We start from the raw sequence: 26,341 nt of genomic DNA, 5'->3' as shown, positions 1-26,341 counted from the left end.
GCTGTCACTCGGTTATCTGAACTTTCAAATATAAAAATATTCTGCCAGTTAGGCTTTACGGGCAACCAATATTGCTGTTGTATACTTGCGTTTTTAGCCTCAGCAGCTCCAATGTATAAACCCGGTTAGCAGCATGCCTGAACAGGAGGTATAAAATCAGCGGCGTAAATCATAATTCATAATTCGTAATTAACTTAGATATTCCTTATTTTTGTAGGTAAACCAGAATAAAGAGATGTTTGATAATTTAAGTAACAAGTTAGACCGCGCCTTTAAAACCCTAAAAGGCCAGGGAAGCATTACCGAAATCAACGTAGCGGCAACTATAAAAGAGGTACGCCGTGCCCTTGTAGATGCCGACGTTAACTATAAAGTTGCCAAAACTGTAACCGATAAGATCAAAGAAGAAGCCATGGGTCGTGATGTACTCATTGCTGTATCTCCGGGCCAGTTGATGGTGAAGATCGTGTACGAAGAGTTGACCCAATTAATGGGTGGCGAAAAGCAGGATATCAGCATCAAAGGCGATCCTGCGGTTATCCTTATTGCTGGTTTGCAGGGTTCTGGTAAAACAACCTTTACCGGTAAACTGGCTAACTACCTTAAAAAACAGAACCGCAATGTATTGGTAGCTGCCTGCGACGTTTACCGTCCGGCTGCGATAAACCAGCTGCAGGTTTTGGCGGAGCAGGTAGGCGTGGAGGCTTATACCGAACTGGAAAATAAAAACCCGGTTCAGATTGCCCTTAACGCAATTGAGCACGCTAAAAAGACAAACAAGAAAATAGTTATCATCGATACCGCTGGTCGTTTGGCCGTGGACGAGGCGATGATGAAAGAAATTGCCGAAATAAAGGCAGCTGTTAAGCCAACTGAAACATTGTTCGTGGTAGATTCCATGACAGGACAGGATGCAGTAAATACAGCTAAAACCTTTAACGAGCGCATTAACTTTGACGGCGTTGTACTTACCAAACTGGATGGTGACTCGCGTGGTGGTGCCGCCCTTTCTATCCGTGCAGTAGTTGAGAAGCCTATTAAGTTTATCTCTACTGGTGAGAAAATGGAAGCCCTTGATCTGTTCTACCCGGATCGTATGGCGCAGCGTATACTTGGCATGGGTGACGTGATCTCCCTGGTTGAGCGTGCGCAGCAGGCGTTTGACGAAGACGAGGCAAAGCGTATCAACAAAAAGATCCGCAAGAACCAGTTCAACTTCGATGACTTCCTGACACAGCTGGAGCAGATCAAGAAAATGGGTGATATTAAAGACCTGGTTGGTATGATACCGGGTGTTGGTAAAGCCCTGAAGGATGTGGAGATTGACGAAAACGCATTCAAACCTATCGAAGCAATCATCAAATCGATGACGGCTGCCGAGCGCGAAAACCCGGATATGATAAATGGTAGCCGCCGTGCCCGTATCGCGAAAGGTTCCGGTACCGACATCACACAGGTAAACAACCTGATGAAACAGTTTAACGACATGCGTAAAATGATGCGCTCAATGAACAAGATGGCCGGTACACGTGGTGGTTTAAGTAATCTTGCCAAAATGATGAAGCGCTAATTCAGCCATATACTTATAAAAAAAGCGGGGCTATACTTCTAAAGTATAGCCCCGCTTTTTTTATGCAACCAGTATGTTAATTTTTTACCTGAATTATAGCCAGTTCCTGCTCCAGCAATTTTGTGGTTTCCTGGCTTTGCAGCGTTACTTCCTGTATTAATTGCTGTAATTCCTGAATTTTTCCGGATTCTAAATTATCCTGCATTTGCTCTAACGTAGTCTGAAGAGGCTGGGCCGAAATTACAGATACCGTATCAAGCAACTCCAGCAGGCAAGCCTTAAAACTTTCGGTATCATTACTGCCAGCAGCCAGCATGTTCAGGCGCTGCACATTTTCAGGTATAGTTGCCAGGTACATTTGCAGAATATCGGCCATAAACTCCCGGTTACCGCTGGCCATACCATGCAGGGCCTTAATATTTATACTTGCGTCTATACCTGCCAGGCGGGTTAATTTTGCAATGGTACTGTATAGTGTTTCAGGCTCAAAAGGCTTTGCCACATAAGCATCTGCGCCGGCTGCCAGGCAGCGGTTTATTTCCTCCGGTATGGCATGGGCAGTCAGGGCTATAATGGGTATAGTTGCAATGGCAGTATCAGATTCGCGTATGCGTTGTATCGCTTCATAACCATCAACTTCCGGCATTTGCATATCCATCAGTATAAGGTCATAGGTATACTTATCCAGGTTTTCCAGGGCCTTGGCGCCGTTCTCCACAGTATCGATGGCAATATCCCAACCAGAAACTACAGCATTTATCAGTAGCTGATTTATCTCGTTGTCTTCAGCCAGTAATATTCTTAAGCCCGACAGGGGAGATATTAGGGTCGCTTGTTCATTGTTAAGCTGGTGAGCCGGTGCAACTGGCTCCTGTTGTTTCCTGAAAGGCAGCGAGAATGTAAAAGCACTGCCAGACATCGGTTTGCTGCGTACCGTTATACTTCCGCCCTGCATTTCTATCAGGCTTTTTGAGATTGTTAAGCCAAGGCCGGTGCCGCCATACTTACGCGATGTATCATTGCTGGCCTGGTTAAAACTTTCAAATATCGCCTGCAGCTTGTCTTCTGGTATGCCAATACCTGTGTCTTCAACTGTAAACTCAAGTATAACTTCAGCATCTTTATCGGAATTTACATTTACCAGGAGTTTAATCTGACCGTTTTCCGTGAATTTTGCGGCATTACTGATCAGGTTGAGCAGCACTTGTTTCAGACGTGTAGGGTCTCCAGTAATCTTCTCAGGTACCTTGCTGTCTATAAAAGTGGAGAGCGTATTGTTGCGCTCAATAGCCTTTACCTCCAGTAAATCTACAGTTTCCTGAATAAGCTCAAACAGGTTAAAGTCTACTTCCTCAATGGTAAATTTTTCGGCACTTATTTTAGAAAAGTCCAGCAGGTCGTTAATAATAACCATTAGGTTATCTGCCGAGGAACGAATCGCTTTCAGGTATTTATGTTGATTCTCAGACAGAGCGGTTTTGGAAAGCACATTAGCTAGGCCGATAATGCCATTCATCGGGGTTCGTATCTCGTGGCTGATATTAGCGATGAACTGCTCTTTTACCCGAACTGATTTTTCGGCTAGTTCTTTTGCATGTATAAGTTCGCGCTCATTTTTGAAGCTCTCTGTAATATCAATAACAAAGCAGGTTACACCTGTTACTTGCTGCTGCTGATCGAAAACGGGGATGTAATGCGCCTTAAAAAAATAACCGTTCGACTCGTCTGTTGACTGCACCGTTTCGCCGGCTAATGCACGTTTATAGCGGGCTACAATCCGAGGGTAAGCTTTAAACTCTTCTATAAGCGATCTTCCTACAATGGCTTTTTCATCTACAGGTAATACCTTGTTTATCTTACCTTTCAGGAAAGTAATTATACCTTCACTATCAGTGTTTATAAAGATCATGGGGGAGTTGTTTATAACAAACTCCAGCTGGTGTTGGGTAGCGCGTAGCTGTTCTTCGGCCTTTCGTCTTTGCTGTTCGGTTTTGTGCAGCCTGATAGCATTCAGTAAACTATGATAGATGCCTTCAGGTGTTAAAAGGCCTTTGGGTATATAATCTGCCGCGCCCTTAAGTATAGCTTGTGCTGCAATGCGCTCGTCGCCATGCGAGGTAACTATAAGTACCGGAATATCAACGCCTGTGTTTCTGATAGCCTCCATCAAAGCCAGCCCATCCATATCGGGCAGCTTAAAATCGATAAAAATACAATCGAATATGTGTTGCTTTAAAAGCTCTAGGCCTTGTTCTGCAGTTTTGGAAGTATAAATTACAGCATGGGGAATTGATTTTTTCAGCGAGCGCCTGATGGCCATCTGATCGACCAGATCATCGTCTATAATCAGGATCTGTAACTGCTCATCTGCAACTTCAGCTAAAGAAAGAAGTGTTGGCACGCGGTAAAGGAGTGTAGGTTAATTGATCTATAAAAGTAGCTTCTGCGGCAGCACGAAGCATACTAAGATTAGTTACAGGTTCTGGCTTATGGTCGCTCGCAAAGTTTCCAGTAACTGTTTAGTGTTGCTACTGATATTATAAATTTCTCGAACGAAAGCGGTTTCAAAATATAGCCTGCCACGTTAAAGTTGTAGGCGCTGACCTTATCGCTGTCTTCATTTGAAGTGGTCATTACAAAAACGCTTGCGCTCTTAAAGTTCTCATCGGCCCGCAGTTCGCGCAGAAACTCTATTCCGTTCATGCGGGGCATGTTTATATCCAGAATGATAATGTGCGGATAAGGAACCTGCCCGGTACGCAGCATTTCTAGTGCTTCAAGGCCATTTCGGGCTATAAAAAGCGGATTATCGATGCTGTTTTTCTTGAACGCGCGCTGCACATTCATTATATCTACTTCGTCGTCTTCAACTAAAAGGATATTCACGAGTTTTTCAGTCATAGTCAATACTCTAAAAAGCAGTTTTTATACTTTTTCGGGCCAGGTAAACCGAATGGTTAGGCCACCTGTCTTATTCTGTTCGGCCTTAATTGTTGCTCCTACAAATTGAATGATTTTTTTTGTAATGGCAAGGCCGGCACCCACCGTATCAACCGAATCTTTGGGAGCAACAGTATAAAACAAGGTAAATATCTTGTCAAGCGCTTCTTGAGGCACTCCACAGCCATTATCTGCTACACAAAACTCGTAAAACCCATCCGCTTTTGTGGCTGTAACCGAAATTTGAGTTACCGGCTTCTGGCCGAAAATAATTGCATTTAAAAGCAGCTGCTCAAACACGGTTTGTATTTTAGAAGTATAGGTTTGCAGCACCGGTAAGGGTTTTGGGATGTTTACCTGCAGTGGGTAGGCACTAAAAGTATGCTCTTGTAATTGCTGCATTAACTGGTTTACATCTATAGTGCCGGTTGCAAGATCATACCTCTGCACGCGTGAGTACTGGAGCAGGGCTTCGATCATTTTTTCCATTCGGGCGGCACGGTTGCGCAGCAATTGCATGTTATGCATTACCTCAGCGGGCAAATCTTCGCCGAGGTCTTCTTCAATCCAGGATGAGAGGTTGGAAATGGCCCGCACAGGCGCTTTCAGATCATGTGATACGATGTAGGCAAACTCTTCTAAATCTTGTTTCAGAAGGTCAATTTGTTTCTGGCACAGGTCTTTATCTGTTTGCATAATGTAGTTGAGTTTTAAATTCAGGAGTAACTGCTGCAGGAGTAAGTTTTGGCCAGCTGAAAGTAAACATACAGCCTTGGTCTTCTGCAGAAGTAACGGTAACAACGCCGCCTTTTTCTTCTACAATTTTCTGCACGATGGCCAGGCCAATACCTGTACTTTCCTTTGTATCTCTGGCGTCTATCGTCTGGAAAACACCAAAAATCTTTTCATGGAATGCTTCAGGAATTCCCGGCCCGTTATCTTGTACATAAAATTCGTACTCCTGAGCTAACTCCCGGAAACCTATGCTAATATGAGGCTGTGGCTTATTATTATACTTGATAGCGTTGTTGATAAGATTGCTGAACACCTGGTGCAACAGTATTCTTTCAGTAGTAACATTGGGTAGTGGGCCTTTTACTTCAATTGTAACATTCTCTGCCGGTGATAAGGAATCTATAATTTCGTGAAGGAGTTGGGTTACCGGAAATGTAGATATTGGCAACTCCTTACGGCCAATCCGTGAGTATTCAAGTATACCGTTGATAAGGTTTTCCATACGTTGGGCACGGCCGCGCATCAGTTGGAGGTTGCGTTGCACATCAGGTTCTACAGTGGGCAGGTCTTCCTGTATCCATTCGGCAAGGCTGTTTATGGCCCGTAATGGTGCTTTCAGATCGTGCGAAACAACATAGGCAAACTGGTCAAGTTCTTTATTTGTTTTCTGGAGGTTTGTGAAAGAGGCATTTAATTTTTTAACCATGATGTTGAGCGAATGGATCACGTTGCTTATTTCATCATGTTTGGTATCTCTTATTTTAACATCAAACCGACCCTGCGCAACTTCATCAGCCATTTTTACCATTTCCTTCAAGCGGCCACCTATTGCTTTGCCCAACATCAGCATCACAATTACTCCCAGCACTATCGATATAATTGTGAGCGTGACAGAGAGTTCGTCGGTAAAGCGCATGGTTTTGTTAAGGTTTTCTACGTGCTTTTGCTTTAGTACCTTCTCCTGGTAATCAAATACATTAATTTGACGCCTGATGTTATCCATGATGCGTTTCCCGAAGCCGGCCCGTAAATAATTTACCAGGAATGCGTTAAAAGCTGGCTCTGCTGCCGGCGATTGAAGTGCTTCGCGTTTGAGTTGTATTGCCTTTTTTGCAAATGCATTCTGCCAGTGCCTGTAAGTTGAGTCTATTGCAAACAGGCGCTTTCGCTGGCCTGGGTCTTTTACTTTGCCCAGCAACTCGGCATAACGTACTGCATACTCACGGCGACCAGAGTAATAAGGCTCCAGAAACTCCTCATTTTCTGATACATGATACCCTCTTACGCCTGTTTCGCTGTCAACAATCGCTTTTTCAAGCGATTCGGATATGTGTAATACTTCTGTAGCATTTATTGCCTCCTGCGTTGCACGCTCAACTTTGTTGGACTGCCGAACATACATAACCGTAACAGAACAGAATATCAGCAGGATGGAGGCAAAGGCAAGGTAAATTTTAGTAATAAGCTTCATAAAGGGCACTTAGGCAACTATGGTAACTATCGTACTGGTTATAAAGTACATTCAGGCCAATTAAATATGCAGGCGTGTTGGTAAATGATGGAGTTAACTTTATCAGAAACTCTTTACAAAGATAGTGATCCTACAGTTTAATATTCTTGCCGGTCAGTTTTCTGTTGCCAGGCTTTAAAACTTTCGAGTGCTTCTTCGTGCAGCAATTGTACCATGGGTATTTGCCTGTTGGGCAGTTCTTTGTTTAATTCTTCGTAAATAAACTGATCATCGAAACCAATAGCGGCTGCGTCGGCTTTGGTATTGCCATAGTATACTTTTCTGGGGCGAGCCCAATAAATTGCACCCAGGCACATTGGGCAAGGCTCGCAGCTGGTGTAAAGTTCGCAATCGTTTAGCTGGTAAGTGCCAAGCGCCTGGCATGCTTTCCGGATAGCATCCACTTCGGCATGGGCAGTAGGGTCGTTAGATGAGGTTACGTTGTTATAGCCGTATGCAATGATTTCGCCGTTGCGCACAACCACAGCACCAAAAGGCCCGCCAAAGCCTGCTTCCATCTTCTCGATTGAAAGGCGGATTGCCTCACACATAAAATCTTCTTCTGATCTCATTATCATACTTTTAAAGCCTTAAGTCAAGTTTATACTTTTAATTTATCAAAGCAAAGTATAAATCCGGTGTATAAAGTATGATTTTTCGCTGGAGATCGATTAAATCTTGCAATAAATACTTAATCAGGTATAGTTTATACTTAAAGCAAAGTATCAGGCAGGCATAGGCAGCTATACTATACTTTATAAAATAAACTCTCTTGCTCAATTGGTAGATAAGTGGCAGGCAGGAAAAGAATAGGTTTATACATGAAATAGCTTAGAAAGCGCTGGAAAGAAGGTGAACTAGGGATTGAAAATAATTTCTTACCTAAAACAGTACAATTATGATCTTATTAGTGTGATGAAATACTGTTCCGGATAAGTATAAATTTTTAAACATAAATAGCTTACACTACACTTGTGCCAACTTAGCGCATACTCGTAGTGTAAGCTATTACAAACAGTGTCTGCCGGCGCTATTCTAATATAATTATCAGCCGGCAGGCTATATTTTAAAGTCGAATATTTTTATACTTTATTATAAATATGTTTATTATAATTATAAAATATTTAATCTGCTTGAGTTCTTTTACGCTAATGAACCCGCATAGTTTTGTAAAAATATGTACAAATCCGATTCTGTTAAATTGTTTATATTTCTTATATCTATTTGTATATAAGTACCTTATGGAAGTTAGCTTCGTATCAATTACTGAATCAATTATAACTATAACTATAGGACTATGAAAATTATGGCGAAATATCTGCTGCTGGCATTCGTGCTACTGACAAATAGCTTGCTCAGCGGCTGCTCGGCTTCCAAAGAGCAGGAAATAGGTGACGACATAAGCGATTTCAGGACATGGGTAAACATGCAAACTGAGAAAGTAAGCGACCGCACTGAGGAAGACTGGCAACGCACAAAAGATGATTTTAAGCTGCGTACCCAGGAACTGGATGACCAGCAGGAAAATTTCTCTGATGAAATAAAGCAGGAATACGCTCAGCTAAAGCAAAAATTTAATGATGCTGACGAGGAAAGAGCCCGCACTTTGGCTCAGCGCGAATCTCTGACAACCTGGCAAGAACGGTTACTCGGTAGCTATGCCGACAGAAATACTATAACAGGAGCTAATGTGCGTGATGTATACATTGCTTTTATGGATAAAGTAAGGGAAGAGCACAAGAACTGGACAGATAAAGATTGGGAAATGGCCAAGATGGTACGCGATGAGCTGGATAAGCGCAAAGATGAAGTAGATGATGACTTAACTACGGATGAGCAGGTAAAAATTAAAGCCCTGCAAATGGAGTTCCGGACACTGGAAAGTTCTGATGACGTGCGGGATTAATCTGATTGTCAGGCTGAGCCTCAGGGCAGTATAAAAAAAGGAGCTATACTTTAACAAAGAAAGTATAGCTCCTTTTTTTATGAGCTTGAGCTTTAAAAACTGTTTACCATACTTTGGCGCAAGGAGTTAGCACTCCAGTAGCCGCTGGCAATGATGCGGCGTACGGTATAAAGCGGCTTTTCCTGGTGTTGTTTAGCTGCCAGCTGGAAAGCCATTTTAATATTGCGTTGCTCCAGGTGCGGTAAGGCTGCCTCATTCCAAAGTCCGAAAGGGTAGGCAAAGTATGTTACAGGCTTACCGGTTATACTTTCCAGTTGTTTCGCTGGTTTATCGAGTTGTTTCTCCCAATCCTTGCCTTCGTATTTTTTTACATTGTGATGGTCCCAGGTATGAGAGCCGATGCCGTGGCCGGCATCTGAAAGTGCTTTTACCTGGTCTTTGCTCATATAGCGTGGCCTGCCCAACGAAACTGTCATGATAAAGAACATGCCTTTGAAACCATACTTTTCCAACTCCGGCGCCGCAACTGTAAACTGGTCCAGGTTTGTATCGTCAAATGTGATCATCACTGGTTTTTCGGGGAGGGGCTTGCCGGTGGTTAGGTAATCATACAACTGGTCCGGCAGTATAGTATGATAACCGCTATCAGCCAGCATTTTGATCTGTTCTTTAAAACGGGCAACCGGCACAATGTAATCCTTTGCCACTTTAGAGTCGCTTGGTTTCCAATCCCGGACCTGGTGGTAACAAAGTAGAGGCACCTGCTTACGGGCAAGTATGGTAGCTGCATCAGCAGGTTTTAGTTCCGGGGCAGGCGCATCGGCAGTGTCCTGATTAGCTAGTGCTGGAGTAGCTGGCTGAGAAGGCTGCTGTTGAACAGGTTGCTCCGGAATGTTGTGATTTGCTTGTGCGTCAGAGTTTTGAGTGCAGGACGAAAACAAAAGTATAAAGGCAGAAAAAGGAATAAGAGAGTAAGCGTAAGGAAATTTCATAAGGTTAGGCTAAACACTCCTAATATATAGAATTTCCTGTTAAGTCCTTCCGCTAAAAAGTATTTTCCATACACTTAAGTATAATCTAAGAGTATGGGATGATGATGGTGATCAGCTTTTATACTTTCCTTCGATATTATCCATGTACTTTTGCCCGGAACCTGTATTCAGAAGTAGTATATGCTCGGTTTCAGATAGCCAGTCGGATGCGAGGAGTTTGCGGGCAGCCATCCAGACGGCAGCTCCTTCCGGAGCCACAAATAAACCCTCTACTCTGCCAAGTTCCTGTAGGCCGGTTATCATTTCCTCCTCAGTAATGCCTATAGCAGTCCCCTGGGATTCGTGTAATACCTGCAGCATCATTTGTTCGCCAATCGGGCGCGGTACTGCCAGGCCGTTTGCAATTGTAGGCTGGCCATTATACTGCTGTGCATTTGCCTGCTGGCCAGTATAAGTAGCTACAAGTGGCTGGCAATTTGATGCCTGCACTGCTACCATACGGGGCAGTTTTATACTTGCCGGTAACCAACCTAACTGCTGCATTTCACGGAAAGCTTTCCAGATACCGATCAGGCCTGTTCCGCCACCGGCCGGGTAAAGTATAACGTCTGGCAGGTTCCAGTTTAGTTGTTCTGCGATCTCAAAACCCATCGTTTTTTTACCTTCCAGGCGGTACGGCTCTTTGAGTGTAGATACATCCAGCAGCTGCCCCTCGGCGTTAAGTTCTTTGGCTTTGGCGGCGCAATCGTTTATTAAGCCATCCAGCAAGTGTACTTCTGCGCCGTACCAGTAGCATTCTTCTCTGAAAGCCTTTGGCGTATGGCGTGGCATTACCACTACTGCTCTCATATTGGCCTTTGCACAATAGGAAGCCATAGCCACGCCCGCATTACCAGCAGTTGGTATAATGCAACCCTCTACACCAAACTCTTTTGCTTTGGAAATAGCCATACTGAGGCCGCGTGCTTTAAAAGAGCCCGTTGGGTTCTGGCCTTCGTCTTTTAGCTGCAGCGAGTTAAGGTTATATTTTGCAGCCAGGTTAGCTAAAGTAAGTATAGGAGTGTACCCCTCACCAAGGCTTACCATATTTTTATCAGAGAGCAATGGCAGGAGCTCACGGTAGCGCCACATGGTACCTGCACGGTTTTGCAAGACCTCTTTGGAAATGGGTTCTGTAAGGCTATACTTTGCAGATAACGGCAGTGCACAGCAACCTGATAGCGTTTGTAATTCTAAAGGCGAATGTGCTTTACCACAGTTAGAGCATGCAAGGGTTGTAATGCGGCTAATCGAAGAAGTAATTGTTTCCATAGTCATAGTAAATTGTACGGCAAATAAGACCCGACCTATGACGAAACAAAATAGAGAATCAGAATAGCCTATGCTGATTTGGAATAATGCCTTTTGGTAAACTGCATAAAATCTTTGTAAGGATGGTTATTCTCGGTGCCCTTTCGCTGGATAAAGTTAAAAGTACGTGTTACCGACAGGTCCTGAATTTTTACCTCGACCAATTCACCCGATTGCAGCTCTTTTTTTACTGCCTGCCGCGGCAAAAAAGAGAGGCAGGTATCCACGCGTACAAAATTTTTAAGCGCTTCTGTGCCGCCAAGCCTTATTTTAATGGGGAGGTCCATTAATTTCACGTTCTTTTTCAGCAAAGCTTCTTCCAGCACAGCTAGCGTTCCCGAGCCCGATTCCCGCAAAGCAAGCGGAATATCATACAGGTCTTTGACCTCCAGCTGCTGTTTCTTTAGTGGGTTTTTAGATGAACATACCGCAATAACCTCATCGGCCATAAAAGGGCTGTAAGTAACATTACTGACCTTGTTAATGCCTTCTACAATACCCAGATCTATTTCATGATCCAGTAACGCTTTCAGTATATTTTCGCTGTTGCGGTTTTTTAAAGTCAGCTGCACATTGGGGTTCTTTTGAAGATAGGCAGAAAGTACCGGCGGAATGATATAAAGCGAAATAGTGGTGCTGGCACCTAATACCATGCGCACCTGCGGCGAGAAATTTTCGTTAATGGCCTGCACTTCCTGGTGTAGTTCCTGTTGCAGTTGCTTGGCTACCAGTAGTTTTTGATACAACAGCTTGCCGGCAGGGGTGAGGCTCACACTGTTGCCATGCCGCTCAAACAAACCGGTTTTATAGTATTCTTCCAGCGCTTTTACCTGTTTGCTTATAGCCGATTGACTGATAAACAAGCTTTGGCTGGCTTTGGTAAAGCTAAGTAAACGGGCAACTTCAATAAAAACTTCGTGCTTATGCGAGATCATAAAATGCCGGAATCAGGGAAAAGTATTATAGTTGTTAAACTAAATTGCAGTACAATCTACTCTGTGCAATACGGCATCTGGCAATGTAGTAGTTTAATTATACTTATAAATGAATTTACTAAAAGTATAAACTACTTTAAAAGGTGCTGTTTGAGGTGATTAATCTGACGGAGATGATGGTCGTAATGGTCCTGTAGGAAGTGCAGTGTTTGGGTGATAGAAAGCGGACCCGCATAAGGGTGCTTAAAAAGGCATTTATCCAGGAGTTGGGGTGGAATTTCGGTCAGCAGGTCTTCTAACTGAAAACGTACTTCGTCCCAGCGGTGGCGCAACGATTTGAGATAGGCAGTATCCGGTACGGTAGCAACTGAGGCAGGCGCTTTAAACTTCATACCAGATTTAAGCGCTATCTTCAGCAGTATACTTTTCAGCGTGTTCGACAGGGAAGTATGTTGCAACTCATGCTCTTTCGATATCTTGTTCCGGATGTAGCTGATAGTTAGCTCCTCTACTATAATTAAATGAGCAATTGTCTGGTTTATAGACCATTTACCTTCCGGAGCCAACGTGTTCAGCAACGAATCATCCATACTTTCAAGGTTATCTAGCAGGCGGTTTCGTGTTTGTTCTAACCGTAGATATTTAACTTCCAGTTTTGGGTTCATGAGTTGGCTGTGGCTATAAACGATTGTACTCATAAAGCGTATGCGTTGGAGAACTATAGCTAAAGCTACAAAAAATTTTAATTAATGCAACCACTACCAGTACTTAGTTAAGTGTAAAGTGTTGGTATATAGTGATATGTTATAATATTAGCCTGTTAAGATAATTGGTTTTATTCAATAACAGGTTTTAATAAAGAGAAATTGTGCCGTACTTTGTAAACCAATAATGCAGAAAATGGAGAAAAAAGACCCGATAGGAGCAGCAGTACAGGATTACCTGAAAGGTGCAAAAGCTGCTGATATCATAGTTGAGAGCGACTTAACAGAAGAAGATGTAATACCTGTAAGTTACCTTTTCCGGACAGAAGAAGAAATGCCTGAACTGGAGTTACTTGCACTGGAACAATGCCGTGGTAAGGTACTGGATATTGGCGCCGGGGCGGGTTGCCATAGTTTGCCGCTACAGGAGCGAGGCCTCGACGTTACAGCCATCGATATATCGGGTGGGGCAGTGGCCGCACTGCAGCAGCGTGGCGTTAAAAACGTACTGCAGCAGGATGTTTTCAAGCTTAAAGACCAGACCTTCGATACGCTATTGCTGCTGATGAATGGCGTTGGTATTGCCGGCAACCTGGCAGGCTTGGACCGTTTGCTGAAACATGCTAAAACGCTCCTGAACCCTCAGGGCCAGATCTTACTTGAATCGTCGGATATCCTGTATATGTTTGAAGACGAAGACGGCTCTTATGTGATAGACTTGAATGCCGGATACTATGGGGAAGTAAAGTATAAAATGAAGTATAAAGATCAGGAAAGCGGCTGGTTTAAATGGCTTTTCATTGATCCGGCTATACTTCAGGATTACGCCGAAAAGCACGGCTATACTTTTGAAATACTATACGAAGGCGAAAACGGTAATTACCTGGCAAAGCTGGCGTTGCAGGGATAGGGTTGGGGATGAATCTAATTTAGATGATCTTATAGTTCAGGTGAAGAAGTTCTCTATTTATAAACCCGATTCCTTTTATTGGACCAGAACTTATAAGAGTTATGCTTTTATATTAGCTGTAATACTGCTTGTTTTGATTCTCAAGTATTTAGTTAATGTTCCTGAATCTCATCCGACATTTATTGCTTTATTTTTCGCTCCAATACTTCCATTTGTATATCGGATTGCATTAAGTTTGACAATAAGAAATGCTTATAAACCACTAAAAGGAAAACTGGAAGGGCATATCATCTTCAGTAAGGATGCCATCATAATTGCTGATAAAATTTATCCTTTAGATGTTATCTGGAACATAGAGTTTGAAGGTAGAGACTGGCTTGGAAATGAAAGATGGACTAGAGGTTTAAGAGAGAAATTTGAAGATCCCTTCTCCCAAGGTGTTGACAATACTTTGGTTTTATTCCTGAAAGACAAACAAATCATAAGAACAAGATTCCAGAGGTTAGATGAATATGAATTCAGAGAGATAGAGGGCGTGATTTTAGATTATTATCTAAAAGATATAATCAGTTATCTGCAAACTGTACAAGTTCTATGTTTATCAACTCAACAAGAGTGGAATAGGCTGAAGGAGTTGAAATTAAAATAGAAATCCTGCCTTCGCTCGCGTCCCGCGAGTGTAAGCTAACCTTCGGCCTCTGGCCGCATTAATTTACCGATTAAGTATAACCTGGCGGGGCACCAACCAATACCTCACACTTGCGGGATGTGAACGAGTGTAATTATAAAATATGCCCAACTCTAGTACTTGGTATCAACAAAGTATAATTTCCCGTACCTATAGCTGATTTCGAGCAAATTACTGTTCGTCACAACTATAAGTATAAGCACATGAACAAACGTGTTGCCTCCACCTGGGAGATCACCAAGCAGACCTTTAAAGAGTTCGTGGACGATAATCCGCTGGATTATGCTGCTATTATTGGCTTTTATACCATCTTCTCGTTGCCGGCTGTGCTGATCATTACCATCCGCATTGCCGGTGCAGCCTTTGGTCAGGAAGCTGTCAAAGGCCAGGTTGTAAATCAGTTGGGAGGTATAGTTGGCCGGAACAGTGCTGCGCAGTTTCAAAATATTATCGAGAATGCCGCTATTTCAGATGCCACTACCATCGGAACTATAGTTGGCGTGGCTACCATGATCTTTTCGGCTACCACCGTTTTTGTTGCTCTGCAGGATTCGCTGAATGCCATGTGGGAAGTTAAGGCTAAAATTGAAAAAGGTTGGCTGAAACTTTTAATTGGCCGGGTACTGTCGCTGGCGATGGTAATAAGTATGGGCTTTCTGCTGCTGGTTTCGCTTTCTATAGATGTAGCCTTAGGTATCGTATATGATTTCCTGCGTCAGCAGTTTTCGGGCGTGGCCATTTACTTTATTACCATTGGTAATATCCTTGTTTCCATTATAATTAGCACCATCATTTTTGCTGCTATTTACAGGGTTTTACCCGATGCCAAAATCAGGTGGAAGAACGTGTGGGTGGGAGCAATAGTCACGTCTATTCTATTTGTGTTGGGCAAGTATGTACTTAACATATACTTCCAGCACGACCCGTTGGCCGACACCTATGGCGCGGCAGGCTCGCTGGTACTTATACTGGTATGGGTATACTATACGGCAGTTATTTTCCTGTTCGGGGCAGAGTTTACGCAGGTATATTCCAAAGCGCACGAGAAACACATAGAGCCTGAAGATACAGCCGTAAAGGTGAAAAAAAAAGAAGTGGAAATGGACCCTGACACCGGAAAAGTAGAGGTGAAGGAAAATGAAAAAGGCGACTCGTTATAGAGTCGCCTTTCTTATGAATGTGAAAGCACTTAGGCTTTTTTATACATTACTTGTTTTACGGCTTCGATAGTGCGCGCTACGTTTGGCAACGATGCCTCGATAAGCGTTGGCGCGTAAGGAAGCGGAACGTCGCGGCAGGTAACACGCTTAACCGGAGCGTCCATGTAATCAAATGCGTTGCTCTGAATGTGGTAAGCCAGTTCAGAAGAAATAGAGGCCAACGGCCATGCTTCTTCTACAACCACCATGCGGTTTGTCTTTTTAACAGACTCGATAAGCGTTTTATAGTCGATAGGGCGAACCGTGCGCAGGTCGATAACCTCTGCATTGATGCCTTCTTTTGCAAGTTCTTCGGCAGCAGCAAGTACTACTTTCATCATCTTGCCAAAAGAAACTATAGTTACATCTGTACCTTCGCGCTTGATGTCAGCAACACCAATCGGGATCAGGTATTCTTCTTCAGGCACTTCACCTTTGTCGCCGTACATCTGCTCCGACTCCATAAAAATAACGGGGTCGTTATCGCGGATGGAGGTTTTTAACAAACCTTTCGCATCGTAAGGGTTGGAAGGAACTACAACTTTAAGGCCTGGCGTATTAGCATACCAGTTCTCGAAGTTCTGAGAGTGCTGTGACGACAACATACCGGCGCTACCAGTTGGCCCACGGAAAACCATAGGGCATGAGTACTGGCCACCTGACATGGACATCATTTTAGCAGCAGAGTTAATAACCTGGTCTATAGCTACAAGCGAGAAGTTAAAGGTCATGAACTCCACAATAGGGCGCAGGCCGTTCATAGAGGCACCCACACCAATACCGGCAAAGCCAAGTTCAGCAATTGGGGTATCAATAACACGCTCCGGGCCAAATTCGTCCAGCATTCCCTGGCTTACTTTGTAAGCTCCGTTATACTCTGCAACTTCCTCGCCCATTAAAAACACACTTGGGTCGCGGCGCATTTCCTCGGACATGGCTTCGCGCAGGGCTTCTCTAAACTGTATAGTACGCATATAAATGTTTAATTCTCGGTTCAGTGGGTAAAATTAAGATAAGTCTTTCAAAATGCAATGTGCTTTTAGTTTTTGCCGGAGTTTTAACGCGAAAGGGCATCTTCAAAAGCGGACTTGCCGCGGTAGTTGCCAAATTCAATGTCTTCGATTGCCTTTTGTGTAAAGGTTCTGTCAGCGTTCACCGCTTTGCGCAGATTTTCGGTTAGCATTTGCTCCTGGCGGGTTCGAGCGCCTACTAATGCAAGGCTGTAATGGGCAAGGGCATCGTTTGGTTTCAGCTCCAGCGCGCGGTTATAGTATTGTTCTGCCCCTTCATAATTCTCTTTCAGCAAGTAGCTCAACCCTAAATTTATGTTTGTCTGGTAACTGTCGCCGGCATGGCGCAGGCTTTCGATGGCATCGTCGTACTGGCCGATTTCGATTTCTAATGCAGCTTTGTCGGCAAACGTATGTTGTAAAATTTGCTGTGAGCCTCCCAATTTCAGGGCATAATCATAGTATTGCAAGGCTTCGAGTTTGTTACCGCGCACATGGTGGGCACTGGCCAGGCTATAGTATACTTCAGCGGTCGGGTTTCGGAAACCGGCGTAGGTCAGGTTATGAATGGCACGAGCAAGCAGTGCTTGCCGGGCTTTCGGGCGATGGTCTTTCCGAGCCATTTCAACATAGATTACCCCCAGATTATAGTAGGCTGGCCATTTATCGGTGGTTTGCACGGCAGCTTCGTACAGCTTTTTCTTCTCGGCTAGGAGCGGGGTTAGTGAGGCTGCATATTGTAGTTCTTCCTCCGTTAACACATCTGCATCAGCTTCCTGGTTTGCTATTTTTTTAGCCAGCAAGTATAATTTATAGTCAGATTTGCGCTCGCGGTTATAGTTTATAGTTACCTGGGCGTAGCGCATAGCCGGGTATACATACTGTTGCAGGTAATCAAAAGCCTCTGTTTTTTCCAGTGCGGTTGCTTTTTCGGCATCGCTGCTTTTGCCGGTAATAATGTCTGCAACTTCATCAAGCTGGGTTTTAGGCAGTGCAGATACCTGTAGTTTTGCAAGCAGCAAATTCCAGTCGGTTTTGGCAGAGGTTGTGTTTATAGTTACTTTTTTACCAGAATAGTCAAGTGTCTGTACTTTTTGCTGATAGTATTCCTTAATAGTGGATGCTCGCTTTTCAGCTACTTTTTTTGAATACTCATCGGGGGCTTGGCTGGCTTTGATGGTTATAGTTTGGGTTGCTACATTATCTAAAATATACTGGTCCAGCACCTGCAGGTTCGAGCCCAGGTAGCTTCGTAATTTGGTTTCTTCCGGCTCAAAGTAAAAAGGAAGTATAGCCGGCGCAGTTGGGTCAGCTTTATACGAATCCGGAACTAGCTGAATGTTATTGTTGCGCACCAGCAGCAACGGCGTCGTGATAAGCCCTGATGCGATTAGGGCTGGTTTGGTATACTTTAACCTGCCGTTTCGCTTATCAATAGCTGTGCCTTGTATGTAAAGCTTTCCTTTGTCTTTAGCTGGTGCGTACGGGAAGTCGAATTGCTTAACTATACTTGGCCGTCCTTTTTCATATATAAATTCCCCGAACTCGAAATTAAGGGCACCTACCTGCTCACGCACTTCTGTGCCATAAACATAGTATACATCCAGTTTATAGCGGTAATTATCTTTGATGATGCTGGCTGGTACAGTTGCTTTGAGTTCAAAGTTTACTTTTTCGCCGTTAGCCATTAAGGGGTTTGGCAAAACTGTTATTTCCTGCTTTTTGGCCTGCCGCACCATGCGCTGCAGGGTACAACCTGTGCCTGTAATAGTTGTAATAATGGCTAGCACTAACCAGGGGCGGGTAGCTTTTTTATACGATTGCATCATCGGTTTTTTAGGTTAGGCCGTATGTAAAGTATACTTTGGCTGCTTTTGCACGTTATAGTGTATCGTCTGCCCATTCTTTTGCTTTTGACTTAAGCAGGAGAAATGACTAATTTTAAAGTTGAAAAACACATCACCCATGAAACGGATACAGTACTTTTTCGAATCTCAGGCTTTTGGCGTTTGCACCATGCTGGGCGAGAAACTCGGCATTGCAACGAGCAGCATCCGCCTTTCATTTATATATGTTTCTTTCCTTACATTTGGCTCGCCTGTACTTTTATACTTTGTGCTGGCCTTCTGGATGAACGTACAAAAGAGTTTGCGCCGCGAACGAAGCACGGTCTGGGATTTATAGTTGCTGCACCGTTCTTTTCTGCTTCACAAAATACTCCCATACTATACTGCCTTTAAAAACACCGGCCATATTTACAAAATTGCCTTTGGGCTGCTGTGCTCTTCTGCGGCTGCGCCAGTAATTGCTTTTGCGTAAAAGGTCGGTATGGGCATCCAGCACGGCGCGTGCATCGGCAGTCTGCCCGGCCAGTAGCATCCTGAAAGCAGCCAGCCAGTCCAGCATAATCCGTAAAGTTATAGTTGGTACCAGCTCTGAAGTGGGCAGGTTTTTATACACGAGCGCCAGTCCATTCCTGAAGTTTAAGTATGTTTTGCGTGGATTTGATTTATGTAAAGTTCCGCCGCCGACATGGTATACCTGGCTAAAGCCGTTATACATTACCTTATAGCCTGCATTTTTGGCGCGCCAGCAGAAGTCAATTTCTTCCATGTGAGCGAAAAACTCGGGCTCCAGGCCGCCGAGCTCGTGGTATACTTTAGCCCGCACAAACATACAGGCACCCGTAGCCCAGAAAGTTTCCTGCACATCGTTGTACTGGCCTTTGTCTTCTTCCAGCGTTTCGAATAACCTTCCACGGCAAAAAGGGTAGCCCAGGCTATCAATCATACCACCACCTGCACCAGCATATTCAAAAAAATCAGGGTGCTGCTGCGCGTTAATCTTTGGCTGGCAAACGGCTATACTTTCATCGGCATTCATTAGCTCGATTATAGGATTTACCCAGCCCGGTGTTACTGCTACATCTGAGTTCAGGAGTACATAATAGGTTGCATCTACCTGTTTCAGCGCCTGGTTATAGCCCTCGCAAAAGCCCAGGTTGTCGTTATTCCGGATGATGCGCACCTGCGGAAAGTGATCTGCCAGAAAAGCAAGAGAACCATCGGTAGAAGCATTGTCGGCTACAATTACTTCGCAGCCGGCACTGTTGGCCACAACCGATGGCAGGAACTCCTGCAGAAAGCGCAGCCCGTTCCAGTTAAGTATAACAATGGCCGTGTGGCCGGTATTATAATCCAAAGCTTCCTAAATCTAAACCAGGGATGTTTGGCAGTAAGCCTTCCGTATGCTTTTTCAGTTCTTCCTGGGCCTTTTCGGCGGCAGACTGCATGGCATTATTAACGGCAGCTACTACCAGGTCGTTTACCATGTCGCGGTCGCTGGCATTCATTAGCGATTCATCTATCTCTATCTTCAATAGTTTGCGCTGACCGTTTACAGTTGCTTTTACCAAACCGGCACCCGATTCAGCGCTTACCGTTATGTATTGCAAATTATCCTGTGCCTCTTTCAGTTTTGCCTGGACCTCTTTCATCTTGCCCATCATGCCGAACATATCAAACATAGTGTCTTCTTTTTAAGGTTAAATCGGCTAAAACAGCCATGGTACAAATATACATGCTTCTTTTTAAGTATGTGTGCTGAAGTATAAAGAGTAATGGGTTTGACTGTACTTTATACTTTTACCCCCTTAATCTTCTGCCTCCGCATTCTTATACTTTACCTAAACTAAATTTTGAGGTTGCATTTACAGCAATATGGTCAATATAACTATTTAAAGCGTAAATATAGCTAAAGAAATTTTTTTGTCGTCTATCGTGGCTTGAAATCTCCTCGCAAGTATAAAACTACGCCTTCCCACAAGGACTTAACTGGTCCTCATGCTGCTGCATGAATGCTTTAACACCAACTGTGTTTAGTTCACGTGGCTTTCTGGCTCTTTATTATGTTACAGATCACCATACTTACCATTTATTATGAATAAAACTGTTTACTATTTCATACTTCAATTTAAGTTATTCCTTTTCTCGTTAAGTTGCCTTTTTATGCCGCTGCAAATAATGGCTCAGAATGTTACTGAAGAATGGGCTGCCAAGTATAAAGCAGCGGCAGCGCCAACTAATGATAGAGCATACTTTGTGGCTGTAGATGCAGAAGGTAATAGCTATGTTACTGGTACCAGCACCGACAGTACATTAAAGCAAAACATTCATACAATCAAATATTCACCTTCCGGAGAGCAACTTTGGCTGGCTGTACTTAAGAAAGCGAATACAATACCTGTAGGCATAGTGTTAGATTCAGGTGGCAGAGTGTATGTGGCTGCTACCGGAAATGGGCAGGCACATCTGGTGAAGTATAATTCGGCTGACGGAGCAGAGGTATGGGCTATAGATTATCAGCATGAACAACCAGATTTTATAGCATTAACAGATCTTGCTACAGATAATCTAGGAGGAATATACCTGACTGGCTGGGTCGGGAAAATAGGTGTAGAAGGAAGCGATGATTTTGTAACGCTCCGATACAATGTTGCTTCAGGTGCCAAAGTTTGGGAGAGCCGCTACAACGGGAATGACTCTGGTGATGAGTTTACCGATGACCGTGCCAATGCCATTGCTGTGGATAATGCTGGTAACGTTTTCGTGGCTGGTGGCAGTTGGGGTCCAGGCTCTATCGAACATTTTGCTACTGTACGCTATGATGCAGCCACAGGTAAGCAGGTATGGGATGTGCGTACAAGTGCTGGCGGAAGTGGATTTGCAGCTGCCGTAGATGTTGCGGTGGATAACAAAGGCGGTGTTTACGTTACAGGATCCAGCGAAAAAAGAGAAGGTGAAGGGCCTACCAGGGATTTCGCTACTATACGATATGATGCAGCCACCGGCAACCAGACCTGGCTTAGTCGCTACGATGGCGGAGAAAACTATGAGGATAGCCCAGCTGCGCTTTCTGTAGATGAAAACGGAGGTGTGTATGTTACAGGTTCTAGTATAAAAGAGCCTTATACCTTTGCCAGTTCTGATTATGCTACCGTACGTTATGATGCAGCCACAGGAGCGCAAACCTGGGCACAACGCTATGATGGTCTGGCTAATGGAGAAGATCATGCCACTGACATAGAGATTGATAACAAAGGAGGTGTGTTTGTTACAGGCTGGAGCGAGGGAATCGAATCATCTTTTGACTATGCAACCATCCGGTATGAGGCCAGCAGCGGTGAGCAGATATGGGTAACTCGTTCCGGCGGCATATATGAAGATCGTTCACTTGACATGGCAATCGATAGTGATGGCGTGTTGTATGTTGCAGGCTGGATGCTACGAACTAGCTCAGAAGTAAGTGCTGATTATACAATTGTTCTTTATATGGCTGTATCAGGGGCACAAAGATATAAACTACGTTACGACAGTGCAGGTGATAGCAGCGACGAAGCAACGGCAATGACGGTTGATACAGCTGGCAATGTTTATGTAACAGGTGCTAGCTTGGGAGATGGCAATTACGATTTTGTAACTATAAAATACTCGCCGCAAGGGCAACAGCTTTGGGTGGCCAGGTATGATGGACCTGCAGGTGATGATGATCATGCTGCGGATATAGAGGTAGATGCAAGTGGTAATGTATATGTAACTGGCCATAGTGCGGATGATGATGCGGATATAGTTAAGTATGTAACTATTAAGTACACAGCAAGGGGGCAGCAGCAGTGGGTTGCTTATTGGGGTGGAGAGTATGACGCTGCAGGTGCAGCAGCCCTTGCATTAGATGATTCCGGTAATATTTATGTAACAGTAGTAATTATAACTGGAATTACGACGGTGGCTGGTCCGACATAGTTACTGTAAAGTACTCACCATCAGGAGAGGAGCTTTGGTTCGATATTTATGATGGACCTCATCGTAATCCAGATGCTGCCAGAGATATTAAAGTTGATAAAAGTGGATACATATATGTGGCAGGGACAGGAAATAATGGAGATCCTGAAGAATCAATAAGTGACTATGATTTTATATTAATAAAGTATACAGCAGGTGGCACTAAAGAGTGGGTTGCAAGAGAAGAAAACTACCGCACTATTTCTAATAGATTGACAGCAATGACTTTAGGTGTGGACGGACATATTTACCTGACAGGCCAAACATCAAAATTAACAGAAATAGTAACAGATGTAGATTACAATATTTTGTATTCTGATGCCGATTACCTGACCATAAAGTATGATCCGGAAGGAAAGCTAGTATGGGAGCAAAGATATAATGGGACAGGAGACAGCACTGATATAGCGTACTCAGTTGCTGTTGATGATGCAGGTAATGTATATGTAGCAGGTATAAGCGATGGTGATACGCTGAAAAATGAGGTAACTATAGTAAAGTATGATGCTGGAGGGGCTCAGCTCTGGGTTAAAAAGACAGGGGTGGTGGCAGACTCTAACCCTTTATATTACAGGAGATTTTCAAGTGAGTCTGGAGGGTTTTTGAGATTGGATACAAGTAGTAATATCTACATAACTACTTCCAGTAACCACAAGATACTTACTATGAAGTATGATACTTCAGGTAAAAAGATATGGCAGACGCAAAGTGGAGTCTTAAGCGCACCTACTGTGATAGCACTTGATGATAACAATAACCTTTATGTAGCAGGAGCTACTCTCAGCGAAGTTACGGGCTATCAGGAAACTTATTATCAACCTGAAGATTACCTGACAATCAAGTATAGCCAGGGGGCTATTGCCTGCGATAAGCCTGTTCGGGTTAATCTATACCTACCTCCTCATGCAATAAAAGTTGGAGAACCTATTAAAACCACAGCTATTTTCCCGAACCAGGTAATAACTGCTGCCGATGCTGTGCGCTGGAGCTGGGGAGATAATAGCACCTTCAACGCTTACATCAGTAACACTACCCGCGTTACCGGAAAACATACTTACCAGGAGGCAGGCATTTACAAGATAGGTCTTAACCTGAGCAATAGTTGCCTTAGAGCAGACAATGAAAACTATCAGCAGTGGATGGTGATCTATGATCCTAATGCTGGTATTGTAACCGGAGCCGGACAAATAGATTCTCCACAAAGGTCTTATCCGCTGATGAAAACGGCTGGCAAAGCTCAGTTTGCCTTTCATGTAAGCTACCGCACTAAAAACAGCTTCACTCCCCAAGGTCAGACGCTGTATAACTTACAGAGTCTAGGCAGCTTCCGGAGTTGTTCACTGGCGTGGTTAGTTATAAAGCAGAATCAGGCAATCTGGCTCGGGGAAGGCACGATTAATGGGAAGGGAAATTACGGCTTCATAGCTTCAGTAATTGATGCCGGAGGCAAAAGCAAGAACGATACAGGAGACAGGCTGCGCATCAGTATCTGGAATAAGGACAAAGGAAATGCTATCGTGTATGATAACTTCCCGGAGGCTGGGGATATTTATGATCTTACAACAACACAGCCTGCCATCGGAAAAGGCCAGATCATCATTAATCCACGTAATGTTCTGACGGCAACGTCAGTTTACCTGAACCAGATAGCTGTCCCAGAACCAAGCCATTTTTATAACTATCCTAACACTTTCTCCGACAAAACCACCCTGAGCTTTACCATGCAGCAGGAAGGGGATTTTGAACTGGAAGTGTTGGATATGAAAGGTAGATCAGTGAAAAAAATAAGCGCAGGCAAAGTGCAGCTAGGGCAGGTGTACGAGTATGAGTTTGATGGATCGCAGCTGGAGCCAGGCATTTATATCGCCCGCTTGATAAATGGAAAGAGCACGCAAAGTATAAAGATGATGCTCAGAAGGTAAATGTATAAAAAGTTTGTATGCAAGAAAGGAGCTTCTTTAAACCGAAAGCTCCTTTTTTGTGATTGTAAAAGTATAAACTCTACCTAATAAGTGTAACAGTACCTGTTCGGCGCTTAAAGGTGCCGTCTTCTGCCTTTACGTTTACTTCGTAAGTATAGGCACCGGCAGGCATTTTACGGCCGTTATACATTCCATCCCAGCCAGCTGTGGCATCGCTGGAAGTATAAACTACCTGGCCCATGCTGTTATAAATCCTGATGCTGAACTCCCTGTAAAATTTGCCTTTAACTTCGAAAACATCGTTCAGACCATCGTTATTTGGTGTAAAACCACTTGGAATATGCAGTTGCACTTCCTGTTTAATAGTTTGAATATTGGAAAAAGTAGTAGCGGCTCCGCTTTTAGAAACAACTTTAATGCGGTAGCGTAACATCTGCTCCGAATAATTTAAGCTCCTGTCGGTGTAGTTATTTCCAGTAACCGGGTAGCTTGTAAGTATGGTGCTTGCCTCAGTCAGTAACTCTAACGTATAAGCACCCGTGCCGTCTTTAAAGCCTGTAAAAGACGTCCAGTTAAGTATAACCTCACCTTCTGTAGTTTGCCGGGCTGAAAGTATAACCGGGCAGGTAGTGTTACTGACAATAGAAGTCAGGCCGCAGGCATTACTATAGGTGGCCTTATAACAAACTGATTTAGGGAGTTCTGTGACTTTGTCGGTGTAAGGGAATTGCTGAACACCTGGCAAAACCTGATAGGAAGCTCCGTTTATACTTCGCTGCAATTCTACCTGCTTTACGTTTTGGTCCTGAGGTGCTTGCATGGCCAGGACTACCTGGTTATCCAGATCAAAAGTAGAGAGCAGGTAAGGTGCAGCAGGAGTAGTGGTAGAAGTGGCGGTTAAACAAACCTGTGCAGAAGTTGAAGTATAGCCTCCGGGCTTAATGGCTTTGAGCTTATAACAGTAATTCTGGCCGCAGGTCAGGTTTTTAGCTGTATAGGTGTTGGCAGAGGCCGGCAGCGCCGCTATCAGCTTGCTCTGATCATAAAGCTCATACCCTGTAACCGGAATGGGGTTTAAGGGCCAATCTAGTTTAATTTCTTTATCAGCTGCTGTTGCTTTTAAATTAACTGTGCAAAGTATGTTGGATGTTGAACCAGAGCTACTGCAGGCATCTGTAACCCTAATTCTGAAACAGGCAGGCTGCGCTGTGTTAAGTTTATTAATAGTATAGCTTGTAGTAACATCAGTTACATTGCGCAGCGTATCCACCGTAGAAAATGTACTGCTGCCATTTTGTGCCTGCTCCAGCACATAAATAAATCCCGGTTCGAGTTTCCCGGTATTTATACTTATACTTCCGTTGGTTGTGTCTTCATTGTTTAAGATGAGTTCTGTGAAAACAAGTTTGGGGAGTTCAGGCAAAAACGCTTTGATCTCAACTGGCATGCTATTACTGCAGGCGGAGTTGGTGTAAGTACCTGTCAGTATAATTTCAGGAGGTTCAGTTGTGTTAAAAGTATAAGTCAGTTGCTGACCGGATTGCACAGCCTGTGCAGCCGCACTGCCAAATTTCAAGGTATAGTTATCGTAGGTTTTATCGGTGATGGTCACCCGGATCTGCCTGTTAGCGCACCGTCCTACAGAAAATATTGGTCTCGGGTTGGTTTTTACTTCCAGCTCCCGTTCATAAAATTCAGTTACTACCTGCCCGTTCTGATCTACTTTGCCTCTGTTTATAATTTGGGTGATGATGTATTTACCGGGCTGGCTAAAAGTATAGGGGGCAGAACCTGTCAAGTATTTAGCCGGATCATAGTTTCTGGGGTCAAATTTCTCGGGTCCGACATAGTAAAAAATAATAGGCTTTTGGCCGGGAGCCGAAGAACAATCCTGAAACGAAACAGGCTGGTTAACACAGATCACATCAACGGCCATACTTTGCTGGATAGCTTTGAAACAGTTGCCTGAATCAGCTTTTACCGGACCTGAAAGCCAGACTAAAGTAAAGAGCAATATGAACAGCAGGTATTTCAAGTTTTTACTTTGTTAGATGTGTACCATTACGAATATATTCCTTTCCGCAGCAGAATAAAAGTATCATCAAAAGTTTATCAGCCTGTTACAAAAAA

The 26,341-nt window shown here is 43.8% G+C and carries 22 protein-coding genes; 8 read left to right on the top strand and 14 right to left on the bottom strand.

The window, feature by feature from the left end:
• Positions 1–235 precede the first annotated feature (235 nt).
• Entirely contained in the window at positions 236–1,570 is a 1,335-nt protein-coding gene (gene ffh / locus LWP20_RS05585; RefSeq protein WP_242927139.1) for a signal recognition particle protein, read from the top strand.
• 76 nt (positions 1,571–1,646) lie between these two features.
• On the opposite strand, the gene LWP20_RS05580 is transcribed toward ffh, so the two are convergent.
• From LWP20_RS05580 to LWP20_RS05560, 5 genes are all read right to left on the bottom strand, one after another.
• The gene (locus tag LWP20_RS05580) at positions 1,647–3,971 is read right to left on the bottom strand and encodes a response regulator (protein ID WP_242927138.1); all 2,325 of its coding nucleotides are present in this window, start codon (positions 3,969–3,971) and stop codon (positions 1,647–1,649) included.
• A gap of 86 nt (positions 3,972–4,057) precedes the next feature.
• The gene (locus tag LWP20_RS05575) at positions 4,058–4,471 is read right to left on the bottom strand and encodes a response regulator (RefSeq protein WP_242927137.1); all 414 of its coding nucleotides are present in this window, start codon (positions 4,469–4,471) and stop codon (positions 4,058–4,060) included.
• A 24-nt stretch (positions 4,472–4,495) separates the two neighbouring features.
• Entirely contained in the window at positions 4,496–5,206 is a 711-nt protein-coding gene (locus LWP20_RS05570; RefSeq protein ID WP_242927136.1) for a sensor histidine kinase, read from the bottom strand.
• A complete protein-coding gene (locus LWP20_RS05565) occupies positions 5,193–6,716 on the bottom strand; it encodes a sensor histidine kinase (protein ID WP_242927135.1) in 1,524 nt (507 codons plus the stop codon). The genes LWP20_RS05570 and LWP20_RS05565 overlap by 14 nt, the downstream gene beginning before the upstream one ends.
• A 137-nt stretch (positions 6,717–6,853) precedes the next feature.
• The gene (locus LWP20_RS05560) at positions 6,854–7,333 is read right to left on the bottom strand and encodes a nucleoside deaminase (RefSeq protein WP_242927134.1); all 480 of its coding nucleotides are present in this window, start codon (positions 7,331–7,333) and stop codon (positions 6,854–6,856) included.
• A 728-nt stretch (positions 7,334–8,061) separates the two neighbouring features.
• On the opposite strand from LWP20_RS05560, the gene LWP20_RS05555 reads away from it, so the two are divergent.
• Positions 8,062–8,661, top strand: a complete 600-nt coding sequence (locus LWP20_RS05555; protein ID WP_242927133.1) for a DUF6565 domain-containing protein — start codon at positions 8,062–8,064, stop codon at positions 8,659–8,661.
• A 92-nt stretch (positions 8,662–8,753) separates the two neighbouring features.
• Here LWP20_RS05555 and LWP20_RS05550 read toward each other — a convergent pair whose 3' ends face one another.
• The 4 genes from LWP20_RS05550 to LWP20_RS05535 form a co-directional block, all read right to left on the bottom strand.
• Positions 8,754–9,653 (bottom strand): polysaccharide deacetylase family protein, encoded by a 900-nt coding sequence (locus LWP20_RS05550; RefSeq protein ID WP_242927132.1) that lies wholly within the window; start codon positions 9,651–9,653, stop codon positions 8,754–8,756.
• A 111-nt stretch (positions 9,654–9,764) separates the two neighbouring features.
• A complete protein-coding gene (locus LWP20_RS05545) occupies positions 9,765–10,964 on the bottom strand; it encodes a threonine synthase (protein ID WP_242927131.1) in 1,200 nt (399 codons plus the stop codon).
• Positions 10,965–11,032: 68 nt separating this feature from the next.
• Complete coding sequence (locus LWP20_RS05540) at positions 11,033–11,938, bottom strand: LysR family transcriptional regulator (RefSeq protein WP_242927130.1); 906 nt, start codon at positions 11,936–11,938, stop codon at positions 11,033–11,035.
• Between the two features lie 131 nt (positions 11,939–12,069).
• On the bottom strand, positions 12,070–12,636 hold the full coding sequence (locus LWP20_RS05535) for a DinB family protein (protein ID WP_242927129.1): 567 nt from the start codon (positions 12,634–12,636) through the stop codon (positions 12,070–12,072).
• 202 nt (positions 12,637–12,838) lie between these two features.
• Here LWP20_RS05535 and LWP20_RS05530 point away from each other — a divergent pair, with 202 nt between their 5' ends.
• The 3 genes from LWP20_RS05530 (at position 12,839) to LWP20_RS05520 (ending at position 15,400) form a co-directional block, all read left to right on the top strand.
• The gene (locus LWP20_RS05530; protein WP_242927128.1) at positions 12,839–13,552 is read left to right on the top strand and encodes a class I SAM-dependent methyltransferase; all 714 of its coding nucleotides are present in this window, start codon (positions 12,839–12,841) and stop codon (positions 13,550–13,552) included.
• Complete coding sequence (locus LWP20_RS05525) at positions 13,491–14,201, top strand: hypothetical protein (protein WP_242927127.1); 711 nt, start codon at positions 13,491–13,493, stop codon at positions 14,199–14,201. The genes LWP20_RS05530 and LWP20_RS05525 overlap by 62 nt, the downstream gene beginning before the upstream one ends.
• Positions 14,202–14,443: 242 nt before the next feature.
• Positions 14,444–15,400, top strand: a complete 957-nt coding sequence (locus tag LWP20_RS05520) for a YihY/virulence factor BrkB family protein (RefSeq protein WP_242927126.1) — start codon at positions 14,444–14,446, stop codon at positions 15,398–15,400.
• 29 nt (positions 15,401–15,429) lie between these two features.
• Here LWP20_RS05520 and LWP20_RS05515 read toward each other — a convergent pair whose 3' ends face one another.
• Both LWP20_RS05515 and LWP20_RS05510 read right to left on the bottom strand, forming a co-directional pair.
• Positions 15,430–16,413 (bottom strand): pyruvate dehydrogenase complex E1 component subunit beta, encoded by a 984-nt coding sequence (locus tag LWP20_RS05515; RefSeq protein WP_242927125.1) that lies wholly within the window; start codon positions 16,411–16,413, stop codon positions 15,430–15,432.
• A gap of 83 nt (positions 16,414–16,496) precedes the next feature.
• Complete coding sequence (locus LWP20_RS05510; RefSeq protein WP_242927124.1) at positions 16,497–18,278, bottom strand: tetratricopeptide repeat protein; 1,782 nt, start codon at positions 18,276–18,278, stop codon at positions 16,497–16,499.
• A 136-nt stretch (positions 18,279–18,414) separates the two neighbouring features.
• On the opposite strand from LWP20_RS05510, the gene LWP20_RS05505 reads away from it, so the two are divergent.
• Entirely contained in the window at positions 18,415–18,633 is a 219-nt protein-coding gene (locus LWP20_RS05505; protein WP_242927123.1) for a PspC domain-containing protein, read from the top strand.
• Here LWP20_RS05505 and LWP20_RS05500 read toward each other — a convergent pair.
• Together LWP20_RS05500 and LWP20_RS05495 are read right to left on the bottom strand one after the other, a co-directional pair.
• Positions 18,628–19,650 (bottom strand): glycosyltransferase family 2 protein, encoded by a 1,023-nt coding sequence (locus LWP20_RS05500; protein WP_242927122.1) that lies wholly within the window; start codon positions 19,648–19,650, stop codon positions 18,628–18,630. The genes LWP20_RS05505 and LWP20_RS05500 overlap by 6 nt on opposite strands.
• On the bottom strand, positions 19,640–19,975 hold the full coding sequence (locus LWP20_RS05495; RefSeq protein ID WP_242927121.1) for a YbaB/EbfC family nucleoid-associated protein: 336 nt from the start codon (positions 19,973–19,975) through the stop codon (positions 19,640–19,642). The genes LWP20_RS05500 and LWP20_RS05495 overlap by 11 nt, the downstream gene beginning before the upstream one ends.
• A gap of 481 nt (positions 19,976–20,456) precedes the next feature.
• On the opposite strand from LWP20_RS05495, the gene LWP20_RS05490 reads away from it, so the two are divergent.
• Both LWP20_RS05490 and LWP20_RS05485 read left to right on the top strand, forming a co-directional pair.
• On the top strand, positions 20,457–22,250 hold the full coding sequence (locus LWP20_RS05490) for an SBBP repeat-containing protein (RefSeq protein ID WP_242927120.1): 1,794 nt from the start codon (positions 20,457–20,459) through the stop codon (positions 22,248–22,250).
• Positions 22,251–22,366: 116 nt separating this feature from the next.
• Positions 22,367–24,211, top strand: a complete 1,845-nt coding sequence (locus LWP20_RS05485; RefSeq protein ID WP_242927119.1) for an SBBP repeat-containing protein — start codon at positions 22,367–22,369, stop codon at positions 24,209–24,211.
• Positions 24,212–24,290: 79 nt separating this feature from the next.
• Here the strand turns inward: LWP20_RS05485 and LWP20_RS05480 are convergent, their stop codons facing one another.
• Positions 24,291–26,246, bottom strand: coding sequence for a T9SS type B sorting domain-containing protein (locus tag LWP20_RS05480; protein WP_242927118.1), 1,956 nt, complete (start codon positions 26,244–26,246; stop codon positions 24,291–24,293).
• Positions 26,247–26,341: the final 95 nt, after the last annotated feature.

Origin of the sequence: Pontibacter vulgaris, from assembly GCF_022758145.1 — a bacterium.
GTDB lineage: Bacteria > Bacteroidota > Bacteroidia > Cytophagales > Hymenobacteraceae > Pontibacter > Pontibacter vulgaris.
Note: the sequence above shows the minus strand (reverse complement) of the source record. Positions and strands in the feature narration are given on the sequence as shown.